This is a genomic window from Bdellovibrio bacteriovorus, assembly GCF_025558485.1.
Classification (GTDB): Bacteria; Bdellovibrionota; Bdellovibrionia; order Bdellovibrionales; family Bdellovibrionaceae; genus Bdellovibrio; species Bdellovibrio bacteriovorus_G.
In genome coordinates this window covers 1-19371 of sequence record NZ_CP102930.1, presented here as the reverse complement: position 1 = coordinate 19371, position 19371 = coordinate 1, and the positions used below count along the sequence as shown (strand labels likewise).

General features: G+C 49.5%; 18 protein-coding genes. All 18 read left to right on the top strand.

The features are described 5' to 3' along the window. The first annotated feature begins 45 nt into the window (after positions 1-45). The 18 genes from lepA to EZJ49_RS00005 all read left to right on the top strand — a co-directional run bounded on the left by lepA (position 46) and on the right by EZJ49_RS00005 (position 18860). A complete protein-coding gene (lepA, locus tag EZJ49_RS00090; protein ID WP_262553346.1) occupies positions 46-1845 on the top strand; it encodes a translation elongation factor 4 in 1800 nt (599 codons plus the stop codon). Positions 1846-1855: 10 nt separating this feature from the next. After that, complete coding sequence (gene lepB / locus EZJ49_RS00085; RefSeq protein WP_262553345.1) at positions 1856-2644, top strand: signal peptidase I; 789 nt, start codon at positions 1856-1858, stop codon at positions 2642-2644. Further along, positions 2645-3349 (top strand): signal peptidase I, encoded by a 705-nt coding sequence (gene lepB / locus EZJ49_RS00080; RefSeq protein WP_262553344.1) that lies wholly within the window; start codon positions 2645-2647, stop codon positions 3347-3349. It abuts the gene before it with no gap. A gap of 70 nt (positions 3350-3419) precedes the next feature. Further along, entirely contained in the window at positions 3420-4097 is a 678-nt protein-coding gene (gene lepB, locus EZJ49_RS00075) for a signal peptidase I (RefSeq protein WP_262553343.1), read from the top strand. Between the two features lie 35 nt (positions 4098-4132). After that, positions 4133-5035 (top strand): aspartate carbamoyltransferase catalytic subunit, encoded by a 903-nt coding sequence (locus EZJ49_RS00070; protein ID WP_262553342.1) that lies wholly within the window; start codon positions 4133-4135, stop codon positions 5033-5035. Next, the gene (gene carA / locus EZJ49_RS00065; RefSeq protein WP_262555968.1) at positions 5035-6099 is read left to right on the top strand and encodes a glutamine-hydrolyzing carbamoyl-phosphate synthase small subunit; all 1065 of its coding nucleotides are present in this window, start codon (positions 5035-5037) and stop codon (positions 6097-6099) included. Before EZJ49_RS00070 ends, carA begins: the two co-directional genes overlap by 1 nt. Beyond that, positions 6096-6764 (top strand): hypothetical protein, encoded by a 669-nt coding sequence (locus EZJ49_RS00060; RefSeq protein WP_262553341.1) that lies wholly within the window; start codon positions 6096-6098, stop codon positions 6762-6764. The genes carA and EZJ49_RS00060 overlap by 4 nt, the downstream gene beginning before the upstream one ends. Before the next feature lie 23 nt (positions 6765-6787). Beyond that, a complete protein-coding gene (gene carB, locus EZJ49_RS00055) occupies positions 6788-9982 on the top strand; it encodes a carbamoyl-phosphate synthase large subunit (RefSeq protein ID WP_262553340.1) in 3195 nt (1064 codons plus the stop codon). After that, positions 9979-10869, top strand: a complete 891-nt coding sequence (phnD, locus tag EZJ49_RS00050) for a phosphate/phosphite/phosphonate ABC transporter substrate-binding protein (RefSeq protein ID WP_262553339.1) — start codon at positions 9979-9981, stop codon at positions 10867-10869. The genes carB and phnD overlap by 4 nt, the downstream gene beginning before the upstream one ends. A 7-nt stretch (positions 10870-10876) precedes the next feature. Then, entirely contained in the window at positions 10877-11620 is a 744-nt protein-coding gene (locus EZJ49_RS00045; RefSeq protein WP_262553338.1) for an ABC transporter ATP-binding protein, read from the top strand. Then, entirely contained in the window at positions 11613-12383 is a 771-nt protein-coding gene (locus tag EZJ49_RS00040; protein ID WP_262553337.1) for an ABC transporter permease, read from the top strand. Before EZJ49_RS00045 ends, EZJ49_RS00040 begins: the two co-directional genes overlap by 8 nt. After that, positions 12376-13167: a prepilin peptidase gene (locus EZJ49_RS00035; protein ID WP_262553336.1), complete on the top strand. Its 792-nt coding sequence runs from the start codon at positions 12376-12378 to the stop codon at positions 13165-13167. The genes EZJ49_RS00040 and EZJ49_RS00035 overlap by 8 nt, the downstream gene beginning before the upstream one ends. A gap of 155 nt (positions 13168-13322) precedes the next feature. Further along, positions 13323-14378: a pilus assembly protein PilM gene (locus EZJ49_RS00030; RefSeq protein WP_262553335.1), complete on the top strand. Its 1056-nt coding sequence runs from the start codon at positions 13323-13325 to the stop codon at positions 14376-14378. Next, entirely contained in the window at positions 14375-14989 is a 615-nt protein-coding gene (locus tag EZJ49_RS00025; RefSeq protein ID WP_262553334.1) for a PilN domain-containing protein, read from the top strand. The genes EZJ49_RS00030 and EZJ49_RS00025 overlap by 4 nt, the downstream gene beginning before the upstream one ends. Next, positions 14982-15575 (top strand): type 4a pilus biogenesis protein PilO, encoded by a 594-nt coding sequence (locus EZJ49_RS00020; protein WP_262553333.1) that lies wholly within the window; start codon positions 14982-14984, stop codon positions 15573-15575. Before EZJ49_RS00025 ends, EZJ49_RS00020 begins: the two co-directional genes overlap by 8 nt. Continuing rightward, the gene (locus EZJ49_RS00015; protein ID WP_262553332.1) at positions 15572-16030 is read left to right on the top strand and encodes a pilus assembly protein PilP; all 459 of its coding nucleotides are present in this window, start codon (positions 15572-15574) and stop codon (positions 16028-16030) included. The genes EZJ49_RS00020 and EZJ49_RS00015 overlap by 4 nt, the downstream gene beginning before the upstream one ends. 24 nt (positions 16031-16054) lie before the next feature. After that, positions 16055-18238: a type IV pilus secretin PilQ gene (pilQ, locus tag EZJ49_RS00010; RefSeq protein ID WP_262553331.1), complete on the top strand. Its 2184-nt coding sequence runs from the start codon at positions 16055-16057 to the stop codon at positions 18236-18238. A 13-nt stretch (positions 18239-18251) separates the two neighbouring features. Next, on the top strand, positions 18252-18860 hold the full coding sequence (locus EZJ49_RS00005) for a hypothetical protein (RefSeq protein WP_262553330.1): 609 nt from the start codon (positions 18252-18254) through the stop codon (positions 18858-18860). Positions 18861-19371: the final 511 nt, after the last annotated feature.

The following is a 19371-nucleotide window of genomic DNA, read 5'->3' as shown; positions in this document are numbered from 1 at the left end:
AGTTGTTCCTAGCAACTCGGCGCTTCTTATTTATAATACCGCCCTATGGATCCTAAATTTATACGTAACTTCTCTATCATCGCTCACATCGACCACGGCAAATCCACTTTGGCTGACGGTCTTCTTTCTGCCACCGGCTCTTTGTCGGATCGTGAGAAAAAGGATCAGTTCCTGGACAACATGGAACTTGAGCGCGAGCGTGGTATCACCATCAAAGCTCAAACGGTCTGTCTGGATTTCAAATCCAAAGACGGCAACATGTATCAGATCAATTTGATCGATACACCGGGGCACGTGGACTTCTCTTACGAAGTGTCCCGTTCTTTGGCGGCGTGTGAAGGTGCGATTCTGGTGGTTGATGCCGCTCAAGGTGTGGAAGCGCAAACGCTGGCCAACGTCTATCTGGCTATCGAAAATAATCTGGAAATCATTCCGGTTCTGAACAAAATCGATCTTCCTTCTGCGGACCCTGAAGGGGTGGCAAAGCAGATCGAAGACACCGTGGGTTTGGATTGCACCGGCATCATCCATGCTTCCGCAAAAGAAAAAATCGGTATCACCGATATCCTGGAAGCTATCGTTGAAAAAGTTCCGCCACCCAAAGCGGACCGCACGCTGACTCCACGAGCATTGATCTTTGACTCGTGGTTCGATGCTTATCAGGGCGTTGTTGTTCTGGTTCGTATGGTCGATGGCGTGATCAAAAAAGGTGATAAAATTAAATTCATGGCCACAAATCGTGACTATGAAGTTCTGCGCATGGGTAAGTACAAACCCTTCCCGGCAATGCAGGACACTCTGGAAGCAGGCGAGGTGGGCTTCATCGTTTGCGGTATCAAAGACATCCGCGACGTTCAAGTCGGTGACACGGTCACTGCGGCCAAGCATCCGGCGACAGAGCCTTTGGCAGGTTTCCAAAGAATCAAGCCGATGGTTTTTGCCGGGATTTTCCCGGTGGTGGCGTCTGAATACGAAAACCTGAAAGACGCTTTGGATAAGCTGTGTCTGAATGACTCTTCCCTGACGTTTGAGGTGGAAAAGTCTGCGGCCCTGGGCTTCGGTTATCGTTGTGGTTTCCTGGGGCTTTTGCACATGGAAATCGTTCAGGAACGTCTGGAGCGTGAATTCAATCTGGATTTGATCACGACAGCTCCGACAGTTGTTTATCGCATCACCAAAACGGACGGCACTGAAATGATGCTGGAAAATCCGTCTGGAATGCCGACTGAGACGCTGATTGCAAAGTTTGAAGAGCCTTACGTGAAAGTGACCCTGCACACGCCGACCGATTACATCGGTGGTATCCTGAAGCTGTGCGAGGACAAGCGTGGTATTCAGTTGAAGATGGAATATGTCACCGACAAAAAGGTCATCATTGAATACAAGCTGCCAATGAATGAAATGGTAATGGATTTCTATGACCGTTTGAAGTCGATCTCTAAAGGTTATGCTTCTTTGGAATATGAATTCATCGGTTTTGAGGAATCTGATCTGGTCAAATTGGACATTCTGATCAACGGCGAGCCGATTGATGCGTTGTCTTTGATTGTTCACCGTTCCAAGGCACAAAATCGTGGACGTCTGTTGGCGGAAAAAATGAAAGAGCTGATTCCTCGCCAGCAGTACCAGGTGGCGATTCAGGCAGCTATCGGAGCTAAAATCATCGCCCGTGAGACACTGGGCGCGATCAGAAAAGACGTGACCGCGAAGTGTTATGGTGGTGATATTTCCCGTAAGCGTAAGCTTCTGGAAAAGCAGAAAGAGGGTAAAAAACGCATGAAGGCCATCGGCCATGTGGAAGTCCCTCAGGAAGCCTTCTTGGCCATCTTGAAAGTGGAAGACTAGGAGAATCATCATGAGTGACAACAAACCTAAAAGCTGGGACTTCAAAACGAAGCACTTTTGGACCGAAGGTTGGGGCTCTTTGTTCCTGGCGGTCTTTATCGCCCTGTTCATTCGCTGGGGCTTTATTGAAGCGTACGTGATTCCATCCGGTTCCATGCTGCCATCTTTGCTGATTCACGATCATATCTTTGTGAACAAGCTGACTTACGGTCTGCGTGTTCCATTCAGCGAAAACTGGCTGGTGAAGTTCAACGAACCAGAGCGTGGCGAAGTGATCGTGTTCAAGTTCCCGAAAGACATGAGCACGTTCTTCATCAAACGTATCGTGGGCGAACCGGGCGATAAGATTTATTACGAAAACGGAACTCTTTATATCAACGACAAACCGGTTGAAAAGAAAGTTCCGGCCAACATGGATGATTTTGCATGGCTGCGCGATGCGGATTTCCAGCGTGATGGCAACATCAACGATAACAAAGAAAACTATGTCGAGTTCACAGAAGCTTTGCCTGCGGGCAAAGGGGCTAAAGAGGGTAAAGAACACGCCATCCTTCTTCGCAAGGGTGATGTCTATGAAACCTTCGGTCCTGTAACGGTGCCGGATGATCATCTGTTTGTGATGGGTGACAACCGTATGAACTCTCATGACAGCCGTGGCTGGGGCTTCCTGCCAAAACAAAATATTCTGGGCCGTGCGATGTTTGTATGGTTAAGTTGTGAAGAAACGATTCCGAATCTTCCGTTCCTGTGCAACCCATTGACGATCCGCTGGGGCCGATTCTTCCACTCTGTTAACTAGATGTCTGAAGAAAACAGTACTCCCAATTTGAAAGGAACGTGGAATCAGGCGATTCTAACGTTCCTTTTTCCAATTTTACTGGTGATGGGATTGCGCTGGGCTTTGTTTGAGCCTTTTGTGATTCCTTCAGGCAGCATGATTCCCAATCTTTTAATTCACGACCACATTCTGGTAAAAAAGTTCGCTTACGGTTTGCACATTCCATTTAGTGACCGATGGCTGATGCAATGGTCAGGGCCATCCCGTGGCGACATCGTGGTGTTCAAGTATCCCGAAAACCCGGATGTCTATTACATCAAACGTTTGATTGGGTTACCCGGGGACCGCGTCGAAATCAAAGCCGGTCGCATTGCTGTCAATGGCAATCCTTTTACGATGACTCCTATATCGGACAAGGGCCAGGAAGCCGGTTTTCAGTACTTCACTGAAAACAATGGCGAGCGTTCTTATACGGTTCGTTTTCTGACTTCTGAGGATTCCGGTGACGTGCAGGTCTATAAAATTCCCGAAGGAGAATATTTCTTCATGGGGGACAACCGCGATCAATCAGCGGACTCGCGTGCCTGGGGGTTTGTGAAGAACGAATATCTGGTGGGGCGAGCTTCGGTGATCTGGCTTTCTTGTCATAGCACTTTGCCGACGATGACATTTGTGTGTGATCCTTCGCAAATCCGATTCGACAGACTCTTCCAGTCCTTGCATTGATTTCCGAAAAAGACCTTCTGTGTGCAAAATTCCTTTGGAGGCTCGTCCTTGTTCCGTTTAGGATTTAAGGATGAATCGCTGGCGGGAATATCTGACAACTTTGATTTTGGCTGTGCTGTGTGCACTGTTTGTGCGCCATTTTTTGGTGACAGCCTATAAAGTGCCGACAGGGTCGATGCAGCCCGCGCTTAAACCGGGTGATTTCATCTTTGCCTCCCGTATTTCTTATGGGGTGCAGATTCCTTTTGCCAGTCAAAGGTGGTCCCTGACCTTGCCTGAACGGGGCGATGTGGTGGTCTTTACTTATCCGAATCAACCGTCTGTGACATACGTAAAACGTGTGATTGGTCTGCCCGGGGACCGTGTGCAAATTATCAACGGCCGTTTGGTGTTGAACGAAGAACCCGTTAAATATGACAAGCTTGATTCGGCAACTGGTGATAATCCCAGTCCGGAGCTTTTCGATATTTATTCTGAAAAAGTGGGCGACACCGCCTGGCGGGTGATTTTCCAGAAAACCCCGGATGACAAGGATTTTGGCCCCTTGGTGGTGCCTCCCGGAGAAGTCTTCTTATTGGGGGATAATCGCGACGCCAGTGACGACTCGCGCTATTGGGGCACGGTTCCTATGGCCCAGGTGGTGGGCCGGGTGGCTTTAATTTGGCTCTCGCTGGATTGGCAGCAAAAATGGGGTGGAGATCGCTATCCTTCAGTGCGTTGGGACCGAGTTTTTTCCACGGTCCATTGACAAGAGTGCTCTTGGAACCTAGGCTTGGGTTCTAGATGTCGTCTAGGAAAAGTTTCTCTCTTATTGATCTTCGTTCTCTTGAAAAAACAAAAATCGATTTCCTATTCTCTTTCGCCGACCAAATCGCGGCGGGAAAATCGTCTGCTATTGAGGGCTTCGGAAAAACCGGAGCCCTTTTGTTTTTTGAAGCTAGCACGCGCACGCGTATGAGCTTTGAAACCGCCTGCGCCCGTCTGGGCATTCATCCGCTGCGTCTGGATGGCGGGGCCGGAAGCAGTCTGGAAAAAGGCGAAACACTGGAAGACACAGTTTTGAATGTCGAGGCCATGCAACCTTCTTTTCTGGTGATTCGCACGGGCGATGATCTGGATTTACACGCCCTTTCCGAAAAAATCTCCACTCCAATTCTGAACGCAGGCTGGGGTAAGAAAGGGCATCCGACGCAAGCTCTGCTGGATGCCTACACAATTCGTAAACATCTGGGGTCCTGTGCGGGACAAAAACTTCTGATCGTCGGCGATGTTCGCCACAGTCGCGTGGCGGCTTCGCACTTTGAGCTGGCAGAAAAACTTGGCTACGAAGTAGCGCTTTGCGGGCCTTTAGAATTTCTGCCCAAGCAACCACCATGTCAGGTCTTCGGCGATCTTTCGCAAGGATTAAAATGGGCGACCGCAGCCATGGCCCTGCGGGTTCAGTTAGAACGACACGAGCATAAGTATTCTTTGACGGACTATCGCGAACAGTTTGGGTTCACACAAAAGAACCTGAAAGCGCTATCGGAAAAAGCCTTGATCATGCACCCGGGCCCCATCAATCAGGGAACTGAGCTGGATGCAGAGGTTTTGCAAGATCCGCGCTGCCAGGTACTGGATCAGGTTCGTAACGGTGTTTTGGTTCGTCAAAGTCTGATTCACATGACAATGAAAGAGGTACAGTGATGCGCGGCTATCTGGTGCTTGAAAGTGGGGAAATCTACACGGGCGAATGGCAGGGTGGCACGGATCGCGCGGGCGAGGTTGTTTTTAACACGTCTCATTCTGGTTATGAGGAAATCGCTACCGACCCATCGTATTTTTCTCAGATTGTGGTGATGACTGCACCCATGCAGGGTAATTACGGCATCGAAGATGACGTGTGGGAATCACGTCAGTTGTGGATTGATGGCTTTATCTGTCTTGAGATTCAGGATTCCGAACGCGATCAAGCCTGGAAAAAGCGCCTGACGGAAAATGGAATTCCTCTGCTGACTGAAATCGACACGCGCATGTTGGCCTTGCGCCTTCGTCAGGGGGGAACTCCGTGGGGGGCTTTGGTGCAGGCACAGGATCAGGCGACGGCTGTGGCAAAAGCGCAAACCCTGATTGCCCAGAAAAAGACTTTGGATAAAGACTGGGTTTATATTGCCTCTCGCAAAGAACCCGAAGTGCGTCGTGGCGACAATATGGTCGGCCCGCGCGTGGCTGTGCTGGATTTTGGCAGCAAAGAAAATATCTTAAGAGAACTTCAGCATCGCTGTTCGGAAATCAAGATTTTCAACAGCCGCACTTCTGTGCAGGACATTTTGGCCTACAATCCTGACGGGATTATGCTGACCAATGGTCCCGGTGATCCGGCGGATGTGAAAGTGGCTATCGGGACTGTTCGGGAATTATTGGGTGTAAAACCCATCTTTGGGATCTGCATGGGGCACCAAATTCTGGGCCTGGCTTTGGGGGCAAAGACCTACAAGCTGAAATTCGGTCATCGTGGCAGCAATCACCCAATTCGCGACACTGTGCTTAATCAGATTTATGTGACCAGTCAGAACCACGGATACGCCGTGGAAGAGTCCACACTGCCTTCTGACGTGAAAGTGACTCATGTGAACCTTAATGATGGCACTGTGGCAGGATTTTATAGTGAAAAACGCAAGTGTTTAGGAATACAATATCACCCGGAAAGTTGTCCGGGACCGCACGAGGCCTCCGGGCTGTTTAGCTATTTTGTAGAGCGGATGATATGAACGAATACGAAAAACTGATCGAAAAAATTCTGAACCACTTTGTCAGCGATGCCTTCAAAGATGAACTGGCCATGGCCAAGAAAGAGTTCTTTGAAAATGCGGGTACATTGGATGAAAACTCCGAGCACTATGAATCGCGCATGGCTCAGTTCTATGACTGGTATTTTTTCACCAGAGAACTAAAAGGATTTGGTCAGACCCCGCTGGAAGCCTGCCTGCTGGTGCGTGAACTGCGTTTCTCAGAAGAGGAATTGCAAACTCTGGAAGTGCTGAAACAGCACCGTCATTCCATTTTTGAATTTGTCAGAATCAAGGACGGGGACGTTTATATCAAAGATCTTCTGCACGGGAAAAAAGGCCTGTTCGGAGCTGAAACTTTGGTGGTGAAGGCGTCGCCTTTTGTCTTTGGTTTTGATCCGGATGAACTTTTTGAAGTGCGCCTGATTCCTCACGGGGATTCTTATGTCTTTACCCGCGGCTTCTGCTTCCACCCTGAAAGTGCGAAGAAATTCATTCTGGCCGAGGTGAAACGTCACCGCAAAGATCCGGATTTGGACCCGGATCTGCTGATGCTTCGCCTGATTAAAATGCGTTATAAATTTGAACAGTACAAACACGTCAGACCCGAAATGATTTACTCCAACGAGGGGAAATTGGGGATCTGATGGCCGTGACCTAGGAGGAAAGAGTGCCGCGCAAGTCCAGTATTAAGAGAGTTCTTATTATCGGATCTGGACCCATCGTTATTGGACAAGCCTGTGAGTTTGATTACTCCGGCACTCAAGCCTGTAAGGCCCTGATGAAAGAAGGATTGGAAGTCATTCTGGTGAATTCCAATCCGGCGACAATCATGACGGACCCGGAAATCGCCACCCGGGTTTATGTTGAGCCACTGAAAGTGGACTACCTTGAAAAAATCATCGAAAAAGAAAAGCCCGATGCGGTTATCCCCACTTTAGGGGGCCAAACGGCTTTGAATCTGGCCTTGGATCTGCACGCCAAAGGCATTTTGCAAAAACATAAAGTTCAGCTCTTGGGCGCGACTCCGCAAGTGATCAAAGCCGGAGAGGATCGCGAAATCTTCCGCGGTCTTTTGGATAAGATCGGTGCCAAATATCCCAAAAGTCATCTGATCCGCACTTACGAACACGGCCTGCAAATCGCAGAAGAACTGGGTTATCCCATGATTCTTCGTCCGAACTACACCTTGGGCGGCGGTGGTGGCGGTATTGCTTATTCCCCTGAAGAGTATAAAAAAATGCTGGTGACTGCCCTGCATGAAAGCCCGACTTCCGAAGTTTTGGTGGAAGAAAGCATTCTGGGCTGGAAAGAATACGAACTGGAAGTCATGCGCGATCACAAGGGCACCTTCGTGGTTGTGTGCAGTATCGAAAATCTGGACCCTTGTGGTGTGCACACGGGTGACAGCATCACCGTGGCACCTCAACAGACTTTGAGCGATCGTGAATACCAGTCCATGCGTGATGAAGCCTGCAAGATCATCAACGAAGTCGGCATTCAAACCGGTGGGGCCAATATTCAGTTCGCTGTTCATCCCACCACGCGTGAACGTGTGGTGATTGAAATGAATCCACGGGTCAGTCGTTCTTCCGCGCTGGCAAGTAAAGCGACCGGGTTCCCGATTGCCAAAATTGCAGCACTGCTGGCGATTGGCTACAGTCTGGATGAATTGCAAAACGATATCACCAAAGTGACGCCGTCTTGTTATGAACCGGCTTTGGATTACATCGTCACAAAAATCCCGCGCTTTGCCTTTGAAAAATTTGTGGGTTCCAAAGACACCCTGACCACGCAGATGAAAAGTGTGGGCGAAGTGATGGGGATCGGCCGGACTTTGCAGGAATCCCTGATGAAGGCTTTGGCCAGTCTGGAAAAAGACCCTCAAGCCATCCCTGAGGTGGCGTTGGAAACGGGTAAGATCTCTTACCCGAACAGCCGCCGCATTTATCATCTTTTCCAGGCCTTCCGCGATGGCAAGACAGTGGCCGAGATCGAAGAACTGACACGTATCAATCCTTACTTCCTGGAACACATTGAGGCTTTGATCAAGTTTGAAAGAACTTTCAAAGCAGACTTCACTGACAACAATGCTGACTTGCTGTTGAAGGCAAAAAGAAAAGGTTTCACCGATGCTCGATTGGCGGCTTTGATCGGGAAAAAAGAAACCGATATCCGCGCTTTGCGTGAAAAGCACGGCATTCTTCCGCGTTATTCCCAAGTGGATACTTGTGCGGGCGAATTTGAATCCTCCACACCTTATTTCTATTCCTCTTACTGGCCGATGACTTCTGCGACGGTGAATGCACCGGATGCGGTGGTGATTATCGGCAGTGGTCCGAATCGCATTGGGCAGGGGATCGAGTTTGATTATAGCTGCGTGCGCGGAGTGAAAGGTTTCCAGAAAAGCGGCAAAAAAGTCATCATGGTGAATTCCAACCCGGAAACCGTGTCCACAGACTATGACACTTCGGATGTTTTGTTCTTTGAACCTCTGACGGCAGAAAGTCTTTGTGAGATCATGCGCTTTATCAAGCCGATGGGCTTTGTCGCGCAGTTGGGTGGTCAGACTCCGATCGGAGTAGCACCGGATCTGGTCAAAGCGGGCTATAAACTGCTGGGGTCTTCACTGGAAACCATTGATCTGGCGGAAGACCGCGGATTGTTCTCTAAGATCTGCCGCGAATTGAATTTCGCCATTCCAAATTCAGGCATGGCGGGCTCTTTGGAAGAAGCTTTGAAAATAGAAAAGACGGTCGGTTACCCGATGATCTGTCGTCCAAGTTATGTCTTGGGCGGGCGTCGCATGGAAGTCATAGAAAATACCGAAGAGCTTCTGTCTTACTTCCAACGCCATAAGGATTATATTTCTACCGATAAACCGTGCCTGATGGATCAATTTCTGGCCGGAGCTTTGGAAGTCGATGTGGATCTGGTTCGCGGTGATGACTGGGTCGTCGTCGGCGGTGTGGTGGAACATATCGAAGCCGCTGGGGTTCACTCGGGGGACTCGATGGGGGTTCTGCCGCCGCATCGCCTGAAAGATGAAACATGCGAACGCATTGAGGACCTTAGCAAGCAACTGGCAAATCGTATCGGCGTGATCGGGCATCTGAATCTGCAATTGGCAGTAAAAGACGATGTCGTGTACATGCTCGAAGCCAACCCACGCAGTTCCCGTTCCGTGCCGTTCGTGGCCAAAGCCACGGGCATTCCTTTGATTGATTTGGGTGTGTCGGCAATGCTTGGGAAGAAAAAGAAGGATTTGAAGCTGGATTCTTTGAACTGGAGAAACACGCAGACCGTTTCTGTTAAAGGCGTGGTCTTCCCGTTCAAAAAGTTCCCGGAATCTGATTCCATCCTGGGGCCTGAAATGAAATCCACAGGGGAAAGCATGGGCCGCGGAAGGAATTATTCCGAAGCTCTGGCGAAGGCCTTCCTTTCAAGTAACATAAGACTTCCAAAAATCGGTCAGGTGTTCTTCTCTTTGCGTGATAAGGACAAGGAAGTCATGCTGCCTTTGGCGCGCGAGCTGCAAAGAATGGGCTACGGGGTTTCAGCAACAACCGGGACCGCGAGCTTTTTCAATGATAAAGGTGTGAATTGTCTGTCGCTTCGTAAAGTCGATGAAGGACGTCCTCACTGCGTGGACAAAATTCGCTCTGGCGAGGTGGCGTTTGTGATCAATACGACCTCGGGTCGCCGTGCGATTGAGGCCAGCTTCGACATTCGTCGAGCTTGCACAGACTATAATATCCCTTGTATCACCGAAAGTGATGCGGCCGAGGCCTTTGTTCTTGCTTTGAAAAACGAAAGAAATGAGTCATCATCAGTCGAGGCCCTGGGGGCTATGGAGGCATTTTGAAACGACTCATTCTCGGCTTGCTGACAATTCTTTCGATTTCCACAGCACACGCGGCGGAAGGAACCACGGAAGCAGTTCCGCCGTCGATCACTCTGGGTGTGATCCCAGGGGGTAATCCCGAGAATTTGCGCGAGCAGGGTTTGGCCTTGGCCAAAGAGCTTCAGGCGAAGCTCAATATTCCTGTGAATATTTATATTTCCAAAAATTATGCAGGCCTTGTGGAGGCGATGAAAACCAAGAAGGTGGATTTTGCCTTCTTCTCTTCATCGACGTATGTTTTTGCGGAACAGCAGGCGCAAGCCAAGGTTTTGCTGAAAAAAGTGTGGAATCATCCTTACTACTACTCTGTGATTGTGACGCCTAAGAACTCCGGCATCAAAAAGCTGAAAGACTTAAAAGGCAAGCGCATCGCGTTTGTGGATGACAAGTCCTCTTCGGGCTATCTGTATCCGCAGGTGGCTTTGCGTAAAATAGGCTTGCAGGATAAAGACTTCAAGGAAGTGGCCTTCACTGGAAATCATCAGGCATCCATTCAGTTCCTGGAGGCCAAAAAAGTGGATGCAGCTGCGGTCTTTAGTGATGACGAAAAAGGTCTGGAAGGGGCTTGGGAAAAGTTCGGTACAGATAAAAAGGCCAAATACCGCATTTTGTGGATGAGCGCCCCGATTCCTAACGATCCGTTCTGTGTTCGTCAGGAATTTTACGATGCATACCCTAAAATCACACACACTTTGATGTTCTCGTTGATCGATATTCTGGAACAAACCCGAAATAAAAACATGTACTCCGAGATTTTGGGTTCTCGTGACTTGATACCAGCCACTTCTAAACAGTATGATCCTGTGAGGGAGATGGTAAAGGCTCTGAATATCGAGCTAAAGCCATAAACAAATAATGTCTGTATTATCTATTGAAAAGCTGAATAAGACATTCAAGGGCGGTCTTTTTGAAAAGGACCGTCATGTCCTGCGCGACGTCAGCTTCGTGCTGCCGGAAGGGCAGACTTCGGGTTTTGTCGGCAGCAATGGCGCTGGCAAAACCACCACAATCAAATGTATTTTTGATTTTATCCGTCCCGACAGCGGACAGATTCATTTCTTCGGAAAACCACTGACCAGTGAAAGTAAAACCCGTGTGGGGTACCTGCCGGAGCGTCCTTATCTTTACGAATTTCTGACGGGGATGGAATTTCTGCGCCTGCACTGGAACCTTTGTTACGGAGCCTCTTTAAAAGACTTCCATGAACGTGCCCACGAAGCTCTGAAAAAGGTGGATCTGTTTGAAGCTAAAGACCGTCGTTTGCGCACGTACTCCAAGGGTATGTTGCAAAGAATCGGGATTGCTCAGGCCGTTCTGACACGTCCGGATTTACTTATTCTGGATGAGCCAATGTCAGGCTTGGACCCCGATGGCCGGGCGATGGTGAAAGATATCCTGCGCGAGGAACAAAAACGAGGGGTCAGTCTGTTCTTCAGCAGCCACTTGTTACAGGACATGGAAGAGCTGTGTTCGCATCTGGTGGTGATCAATCGCGGGCAGGTTCTTTATGACGGGGTTTTAAACTCTTTCATGGCGGAATATCAAAGTCTGGAAAAAGCTTTCTCTGTGCTAAAGGGCAAGGAGGAAGGCCGTGTATAAGATTTGGACTTTGGCGCGCACCACCTTGCGCGAAATGCTGCGGGAAAAAATCTTTATGGTGGCGGTCTTAATTGCCGTTGCCTTGCTGGGATTGAGCTTTCTTTTGGGGGCTTTGTCTTTTGCGGAACAAAGAAAGATTCTGGCGGACTTTGGTTTTATGGCGATTCAGATTTCAGGTCTGGGGATTTCCTTGTTCGCGGGGGCTTATCTTTTGGCCAAAGAAATCGAAAAGCAGACGTGTTTATTGATTCTGTCCCGGCCGGTTAGCCGTGCTCAGTTTATTCTGGGAAAACTTTTCGGTGTTCTGGCATTGAATACTCTTTTGATGGGTGCATTGGGTGTGGTGCTGTGGGGTTTGCTGGGGTTGTGGAATGAACCCAAACTTTTCCCGGCATTCTTTGAAATTGGTCTAAGTCTTTGGTGTGAAAGCGCCGTGATTCTGTGTCTGGTGATTTTCTTCAGTCTGGTGGTGCGACCGGTGCTGGCGTTGGGGGCGGGCTTTATGGTTTTCCTGCTGGGGCACTGGCTGGGGGATCTGGCCTTCTTTGCAGAAAAAAGCCAGGAAGATGTTTTCGTGCAGGCCGTGAAGGTTCTGCATTGGGTGACTCCGAACTTCTATCGTATGAACTGGAAGTCCGCTTACTTCCTTGAAAATGGCATTCCGTTTGACAATATTTTGTGGATGCTGGCGCACATGACGGGCTGGGCTTTGCTGGCCATTTTGCTGACCAACTTCTTCTTCAGGAGAAAAGACATTGTTTGATATAGATACGGGCTTTTATGTCCTTTTCTTTGTATTGGGTGCTATTTTCGGCAGTTTCGGAAATGTCATCATTTACCGTCTTCCGCGCGAGGAAAGTATCGTCAAGCCACGCAGCTATTGTTATAGCTGCAAAACTCCGGTGAAGTGGTACGACAACATCCCCATTTTCAGCTGGTTTATTCTGCGGGGGCGCTGTCGCAAGTGTCATGCGAAGTTTTCATTCCGTTATCCTTTGGTGGAAATCATCACGGCGGTTCTGTTTGCTTTAAGCTATCACTATGCCGGTCTTTCCTGGACATTGCTTGAATACCTGATCTTTGTCTTTGGTTTGGTGGTTTGTACGTTTATTGACATTGACCACATGATTCTGCCGGATGAGTTCACGCTTTCCGGGATTGTGATCGGGTTGGTTGGTGCGGCTCTGAATCCGCAGCGGGAATTTCTGGACGCCCTTTTCGGTGTTTTGATGGGGGGCGGATTCCTGTGGGGGATGGCGTATGTCTATTATCTGCTGACCAAAAATGAAGGCATGGGTGGCGGGGATATCAAGCTTCTGGCCTGGATCGGTGCGATCCTGGGATGGAAGGCGATTCCCTTTGTGATTATGTCTTCAGCAGTTATCGGCAGTGTGATCGGTTTGATCGCTGCCAGAAAACAGAAAGCAGGACTAAAGACGGTGATCCCGTTTGGTCCTTACCTGGCCTTAGGTGCGGTTCTGTATTTGTTCGGCGGTGAAGCCATCGCTCTTTGGTACCTCGACCTGTTCCTTCCGGGACTGAGCTAAAATTTCGACCGAGGCTGGACCTTTGGGTATGGCCTCGACCCTTGTTTGACATTCCCCACCCAAGCAGAAATAATTTTAGTATGTTAGACTTGTGTCTAAAGACGTAAGTCTTTGAAAAGACATCTGAGTGGTACAACTGGGGAAGCAGCGAGAGCATGTTTTTTAAATCGAAAAAAGTCATAGGACTCGACATCGGATCGAGCTCCATCAAACTTGCTGAAATGGACGTCAGTGGCAAAGGCGCCCAGCTGCTCTCTTTTGGTTTTGCACCAACGCCTCCCAACGCCGTGTCTGGCGGGGAAATTGTCGATATCGGATCTGTCGGGGTCGCGATTCAGCAACTGATTGCCGAAGTTAAAACCAAGCGTAAAGGCATTGCCACCGCCATGTGGGGAACCGCCGTGATTGTAAAAAAGATCACCATTCCCAAGATGGATCGCAAGCTGATCAAGGATCAAATCCGCTTCGAGGCTGAACAATATATTCCTTTTGATATCAATAACATCAGTCTGGCTCACCATATCCTGAACACCAGTTCTTCCCCGGATGCGATGGATATCCTGCTGATTGCCGCACAGAACGAGCTGGTCAGTCAGTACACTCAGGTGATCGAAGTCAGTGGACTGAGTTGCAGTGTTTTGGACGTCAGCGGTTTTGCATTGGCCAATGCTTTTGAATTGAATTACGGAAAAATTCCCGGCGAAGTCGTGGGAATTTTAAACTTCGGTGCCTCCATTACAAACTTCGTGGTTTTGCAAAACGGCGAGGTCATCTTCTGCCGGGATATTCCGGTCGGGGGCGCGAACTACACCAATGAAATCCATAAAGCCATGGGTGTCACGGTGGCAGAGGCTGAGGCTTTAAAGCTGAGCGCTATTTCCCGTCGTGAAGTGCCTGACGAGGTTCACAGTATTATCAGTGCGACCAACGAAGCCGTGACCGAGGAAATCCGCAGTAGTCTGGATTTCTTAAGTGCCACCACAAACGGACTGGTTTTGAACCGCTGTTTCTACACAGGGGGAAGTTCAGCAACTTCCGGTCTGGTGGAAACGGTCTCCCGTGTGACTGGCATTTTGATGGAACCGTTTAATCCGTTCCTGCGTATAAAAGCGAACCCGAAAAAGTTCTCTCCTGAATATCTTGATCAGATCAGCTCGTTTGCGGGCGTTGTCACCGGACTGGCATTGCGCCAGCAGGGGGACGCGACATGATCAAGATTAATCTGGCAAATGGAACCGGTTCAGGTGTGGCAGGGGCGTCCTTGGGGGCGTCGCTGGGTATTTCCTCAGACTCTTTCATGGGAGCTGATGAAATCCGCAAAGAGGCGTTAAAGCGTCTGGTGCTTTTGCTGGTGGGGCCGTTGGCTCTCTATATATATGAAAGCCAGAATGTTCCGACCAAAGTGGCTGAATTGAACTCTAAAAACCAGATTCTGGCCGAGCTTCAATCCTATAATGCCAAGGCCGCAGACTCTGTGGCCGAGATCAAGAAGTTTAAAGAGGACGAAGCCCTGATGGAGGCGCGTATTTCCGCGCTGGAAAAAATCTCCAAAGACCGTCAGCGCGAAATTCGTGTTTTGGATCTGTTGCAAACTGTGATTCCGGAAAAAGCCTGGCTGACCCGGGTGCAGATCAATCCGGGCCGGGTGAACATTCAGGGGCTGGCGTTAAGCGACTTTGAAGTGTCCCAGTTTTTGGAAGCTTTGACGAAAAGTGTGTTTCTGATGGACGTCAATCTGGTGAGCTCCAGCGAGTCCGTGCAGGATGGCGTCAGTTTGAAAAAGTTTGAGATCAGTTGTTTGCTGGAGAGACCAAATGAATAAGATATTTGACACTCTCGCAGTTCAAACGATTGGAAAGATTCTGATTATCGGCCTGGCCCTGACCGGACTTTACTGGAACTTCATCTATGATGACGGTTCTGCGGTGGACGCTCAGATTGCGACTGTGAATCAGCAGTTGCAGGAAGAGGAAAATAAGAAAAAAGACACCGATGCGACTTTAAAACAAGTGCAGGAAATGCAGGAAAAAGTCGGCCAGCTCAGCCAGAAGTATCAGGAAATCTCCCGTCGCTTGCCGGCGGTGTTGTTCTCGATTGATATCAATAAGGCGATTGATGACTTTGCCCGTAATGCGGGTGTTAGCGTGAAGTCGAAAAAGCCGGGAGAGAACATCAAAAAAGAAGTGGTGGAAGAGGTTCCGGTGGAAGTGTCCCTGGAAGGCAGCTATGCCGAACTGGCACAGTTCACGTTCCTGGTTTCCACTGCCGAGCGTATGGCGCGTGTTCAGAACATTGTTTTGACCGAATCAGAGCCGGGATCGAAGAAATTGAAATTTGATGGACAGGTTGTGGGTTATAAACTGGCTCCGGAAGAAAAGAAACCTGCAACGACGGAGACTCAGCAGTGAAATCTGTAAGATGGATTGTATCTTACATTTTAGTGGCATCTTTGGGATTGTGGCTGGCCTTTGCGGTCAGCATGAAGTTCATGGCGCCAGCTCATTCTCAGGATGCCCCATCTAATGGGGATTTGCCTGCGGAGTTCATGAAAGAGGTTGAGTCCACGCAAGTGCCTCCGGCAGGTGGGACGACTCCTCCACCGGCGGCGACGACGCCACCTCCGGCTGCGGCGGAAACTCAGGTTCCTTTGCAGGTTGTGGGTATTTTGTGGGATGTGAGAACGCCTCGCGCGATGATCAGAGATCCCGATGGGGCTGTGTTTGTAGTGACTAAAAATTCCAAAGTCGGTCGTAGCGAAGGATTCGTGGCGACCATTCGCGAGGGTGAAGTCGTCGTGGTGGAAACCAAGTACGAGGACGGCAAGGCCTTTAAAGAGCCCCGCGTGATGGAGTTGAAAAAATAGTTTTTTAAGTTTTAGGAGGAGCTAATGAACGGATTCATTAGATTGTTAATCCTGAGTGCAATGATTGCATCTTTGACCTCTTGTGCCAGTCAGCCGGTGGAAGATGATCTGTCTTTGGATGGATTTGACACTTCTGCCGAGGTGGCGCCTGCTGATGAGGCTGCGCCATCCAGTGCTGAAAGTGATTTCGCCGAATTCGATGACATCGACAACCAGCCATCGCAAGCGGAAGCTGAGGCGGCTCCAAGTGGAGACCAGGATCTGGCGATTGAAGAGGAAGTGAATCAGGCCGGTGGCGGTGACCAGGTGGCTCAGGACACTCCTCCTGCTCCGGAAGAAAGCAATCCAACTGAAGATCCATTTGCTGACAATTCAGTGGCAGATGTGCCAGCACCGACAACGGAAGAACCAACAGTGGTGGAAACCACTCCGGACCCGTTTGCTGAGCAGCAACCAACTGTGACCGAAACAGCTCCGCCAGCACAGGACCCGTTTGCGACGGTGGCTCCATCCGGGGCTCCGGCAAATATCACGGATCTTAAATTCCGCGCCAATGATACAGGCGGAACTGTGATCGTGCAGGGGGATCGTCCGTTGACTTATACAACGCGTACCAACCCGGATCTGCACCAGTATATTATTGAGGTTGATAATGCCAATCTGCCGGACCGTCTGAAGCGTTCTTTGAACACGAAAGACATCAAAGGCAGCGTGGGTGCTATCGATGCATATCAAAATCCGGGTTCCGCCACAGCACGTTTCGTGATTCAGTTGCGCGATGGCGTTGGTGAACCAACAGTTCAGCAGGAAGGTAACAGCCTTTTGATCGTGGCAAGTGGCGCGGGCGCTGCTCCGGCTGAAACAGTGGAAGTGACGGATGTCAGTAATGCCATGGGGGATAATAAAATCCTGCCAAGTCAGAATCTGACAGAGTTCCTGGCTGGCAATACGAAATTCTACGGTAAGAAAATCTCCATCGAGACCAATAACATGGACATCCGCGACGCTTTGAACTTCATCACTGAAGAAAGTGGCGTGAACATGGTGATCTCTGAGGACGTGAAGGGTGCCGTCAGCCTGAAGCTGCGCCAGGTGCCTTGGGATCAGGCCTTGGTTGTTTTGATGCAGGCAAAAAAACTGGGCTACACCCGTCAGGGCAATGTTCTGCGTATCGCTCCGGTTCAGGATTTGAAAGCGGAAGAGGACGATGCTACGAAGCTGGCTCAGGCCCGCAGAAATCTGGAGCCTTTGAAAGTGCGCATGTTCCCGGTCAGCTACGCCAAAGTGGACGAGCTGGAAAAGAAGATCAAGGACTTCCTGGGTGATCGCGGCAAGGTGGTTGGCGACGTTCGTACCAATGCTTTGGTTGTAACCGATATCGAGGAAAATCTGGAGCGCGCGGCAAAATTGATCCAAAGTCTGGATACACAGCCCCCACAGGTTTCCATCGAAGGAAAAATTGTGGAAGCGTCTGAAAACTTCACCAGAAACATCGGTATTAACTGGAGTGCCTCTGGTGCGCCGATCAAACTGGGCAGTACAGCTCGTGGTCCGGTGAACATGAATCCAAGCTTTAACGTGAACTCTTCAGCTGCCGGTCAGAACGGGGCTTTGAACTTCGGTTTGAACGTGGGGACTTTGGATATTTTCGGAACTCTTTCCGCCGCCTTGTCTTTGAACGAAATCAACGATCAGGTGAAGATCATCTCTGCGCCAAGAATTTCGACCATGTCCAACGAAAAAGCTGAAATCAGTCAGACAACGGAAGTTCCAGTTCGTCAGGTGACTCAAAACGGGACGGCGACTCAGGAAACGTTCCAGTTCAAGCCATTGACTTTGAAGCTGGATGTAACTCCACAAGTGACAGCGGATGGTTCTGTTATAATGAAAGTGCTTGTGAACAGACAGTTCCGTGGAGCTGACGTGAGTAGTGCTGGTCAAGGGGCGTTTGCGGTGAACAGTCGTGAAGCCAATACCAGAATCCTGGTTAAGAACGGACAGACCGCCGTTATCGGTGGCATCTATCAAAGTGACGCGACTGACGGGGAAACAGGGGTTCCTTGGTTCCGCGAAATCCCGGTTCTGGGTCACTTGTTCAAAACCAAAAATATCACGAAAGAAAAGTCTGAACTGCTGATCTTCCTGACACCTCGAATTTTAGGTCAGGTGAGCTCAGGTGTGACAGCTCCGAACGCAACGGATCTATAGAAAGGGGCAATACATGAGATTTCTAAAAGTCCTGCTTTTGGCTTCAACTGTTGCCGTTCTTTTGCCAAGCTGCTCGGAAAACACCAGCGAACTGGCCGTGCAACTGGGTACGACAAGAACCTATGTCATCAACGCTTCTGCAAAGAGCTGTCTGACCAAGGAAACAGAGGACCCTTCCAACCCGTCGCCAAATGACGTGGGGGCGGCGTTCTTCCAGGTTCAGTATCTGAATATTGCATGGCCAAACACTGAAAAGACCCTGATTGTGGCAACCATTCGTCTGAAGTTCCAGGGGCCACAGTTCTCTGGCGGGACTTACCTTTGTGAGTTCGCGGGGGATAATCTTTTGGCCTTGAATGAAATTTGGTACAAAAAAGGGGAAGCCGCTGTCGGTGGACCGGAGATTCCAAGCTATAAAAGTCCAACCAATGCGGCGGAAAGATACACTCCGGCGCAGGTTATCTCCACAACATGTCCGATTATCTGCGGTGGTTTGAACGCCTCGTCGTCATTCCAGTCTTCAGGGGTGGTGGACATTATCGGTTTCTCTCGTGATGCCAAGGGGGAGCTGACTCCGGAAAGAACCACAGGCTTTATTTCCATTGAAAGTCTGGGCGACTAAGTTAATTCAAGTTCAGAATGCAAAGAAACAGGAAAAGGGCTCAGCAATGAGCCCTTTTTTATTTCTCCGCGCGCGGTCAGCCGCCTTTTTAGATGATTCCGGCCGGGGGATGGTTTATGACCCTTTCATGGATCTTTTTTCTGCCTCTGTAAACTCGGTAGGTGCCATTTTCGGTTTCCCCGACATTCATGGCTCCGAGCTGCTTACAAACCCCGATATGAGCCCCTCACATGCAAGAACAAGACTGAGTTTTTTCATAACTGATCCTTCCCTATACGCATGAAGACAAAAAAATGTCACTTCCTTGGCTGAAAACGGCCCCATTAGAGCTCGTCGCCTCAAATCTAAGAAAAGCAAATGCAGGGCCAGAGGCCTGTCTCAGAATGAGTCACCACCAAAAAGACTGTTCCCTCTGAATTTGCAACCATTTCATTCATAGCCCTTTGTTGCACTCATTGACAGGCCTGCTTGAGTTGACGTTTTGATCAGCAAAACTGTTCAGAGATAGCAT

Coding starts and splice junctions, on each gene's coding strand:
- lepA (WP_262553346.1), top strand. CDS start 46: ATGGATCCTAAATTTATACGTAACTTCTCTATCATCGCTCACATCGAC.
- lepB (WP_262553345.1), top strand. CDS start 1,856: ATGAGTGACAACAAACCTAAAAGCTGGGACTTCAAAACGAAGCACTTT.
- lepB (WP_262553344.1), top strand. CDS start 2,645: ATGTCTGAAGAAAACAGTACTCCCAATTTGAAAGGAACGTGGAATCAG.
- lepB (WP_262553343.1), top strand. CDS start 3,420: ATGAATCGCTGGCGGGAATATCTGACAACTTTGATTTTGGCTGTGCTG.
- EZJ49_RS00070 (WP_262553342.1), top strand. CDS start 4,133: ATGTCGTCTAGGAAAAGTTTCTCTCTTATTGATCTTCGTTCTCTTGAA.
- carA (WP_262555968.1), top strand. CDS start 5,035: ATGCGCGGCTATCTGGTGCTTGAAAGTGGGGAAATCTACACGGGCGAA.
- EZJ49_RS00060 (WP_262553341.1), top strand. CDS start 6,096: ATGAACGAATACGAAAAACTGATCGAAAAAATTCTGAACCACTTTGTC.
- EZJ49_RS00045 (WP_262553338.1), top strand. CDS start 10,877: ATGTCTGTATTATCTATTGAAAAGCTGAATAAGACATTCAAGGGCGGT.
- EZJ49_RS00030 (WP_262553335.1), top strand. CDS start 13,323: ATGTTTTTTAAATCGAAAAAAGTCATAGGACTCGACATCGGATCGAGC.
- EZJ49_RS00025 (WP_262553334.1), top strand. CDS start 14,375: ATGATCAAGATTAATCTGGCAAATGGAACCGGTTCAGGTGTGGCAGGG.
- EZJ49_RS00020 (WP_262553333.1), top strand. CDS start 14,982: ATGAATAAGATATTTGACACTCTCGCAGTTCAAACGATTGGAAAGATT.
- pilQ (WP_262553331.1), top strand. CDS start 16,055: ATGAACGGATTCATTAGATTGTTAATCCTGAGTGCAATGATTGCATCT.
- EZJ49_RS00005 (WP_262553330.1), top strand. CDS start 18,252: ATGAGATTTCTAAAAGTCCTGCTTTTGGCTTCAACTGTTGCCGTTCTT.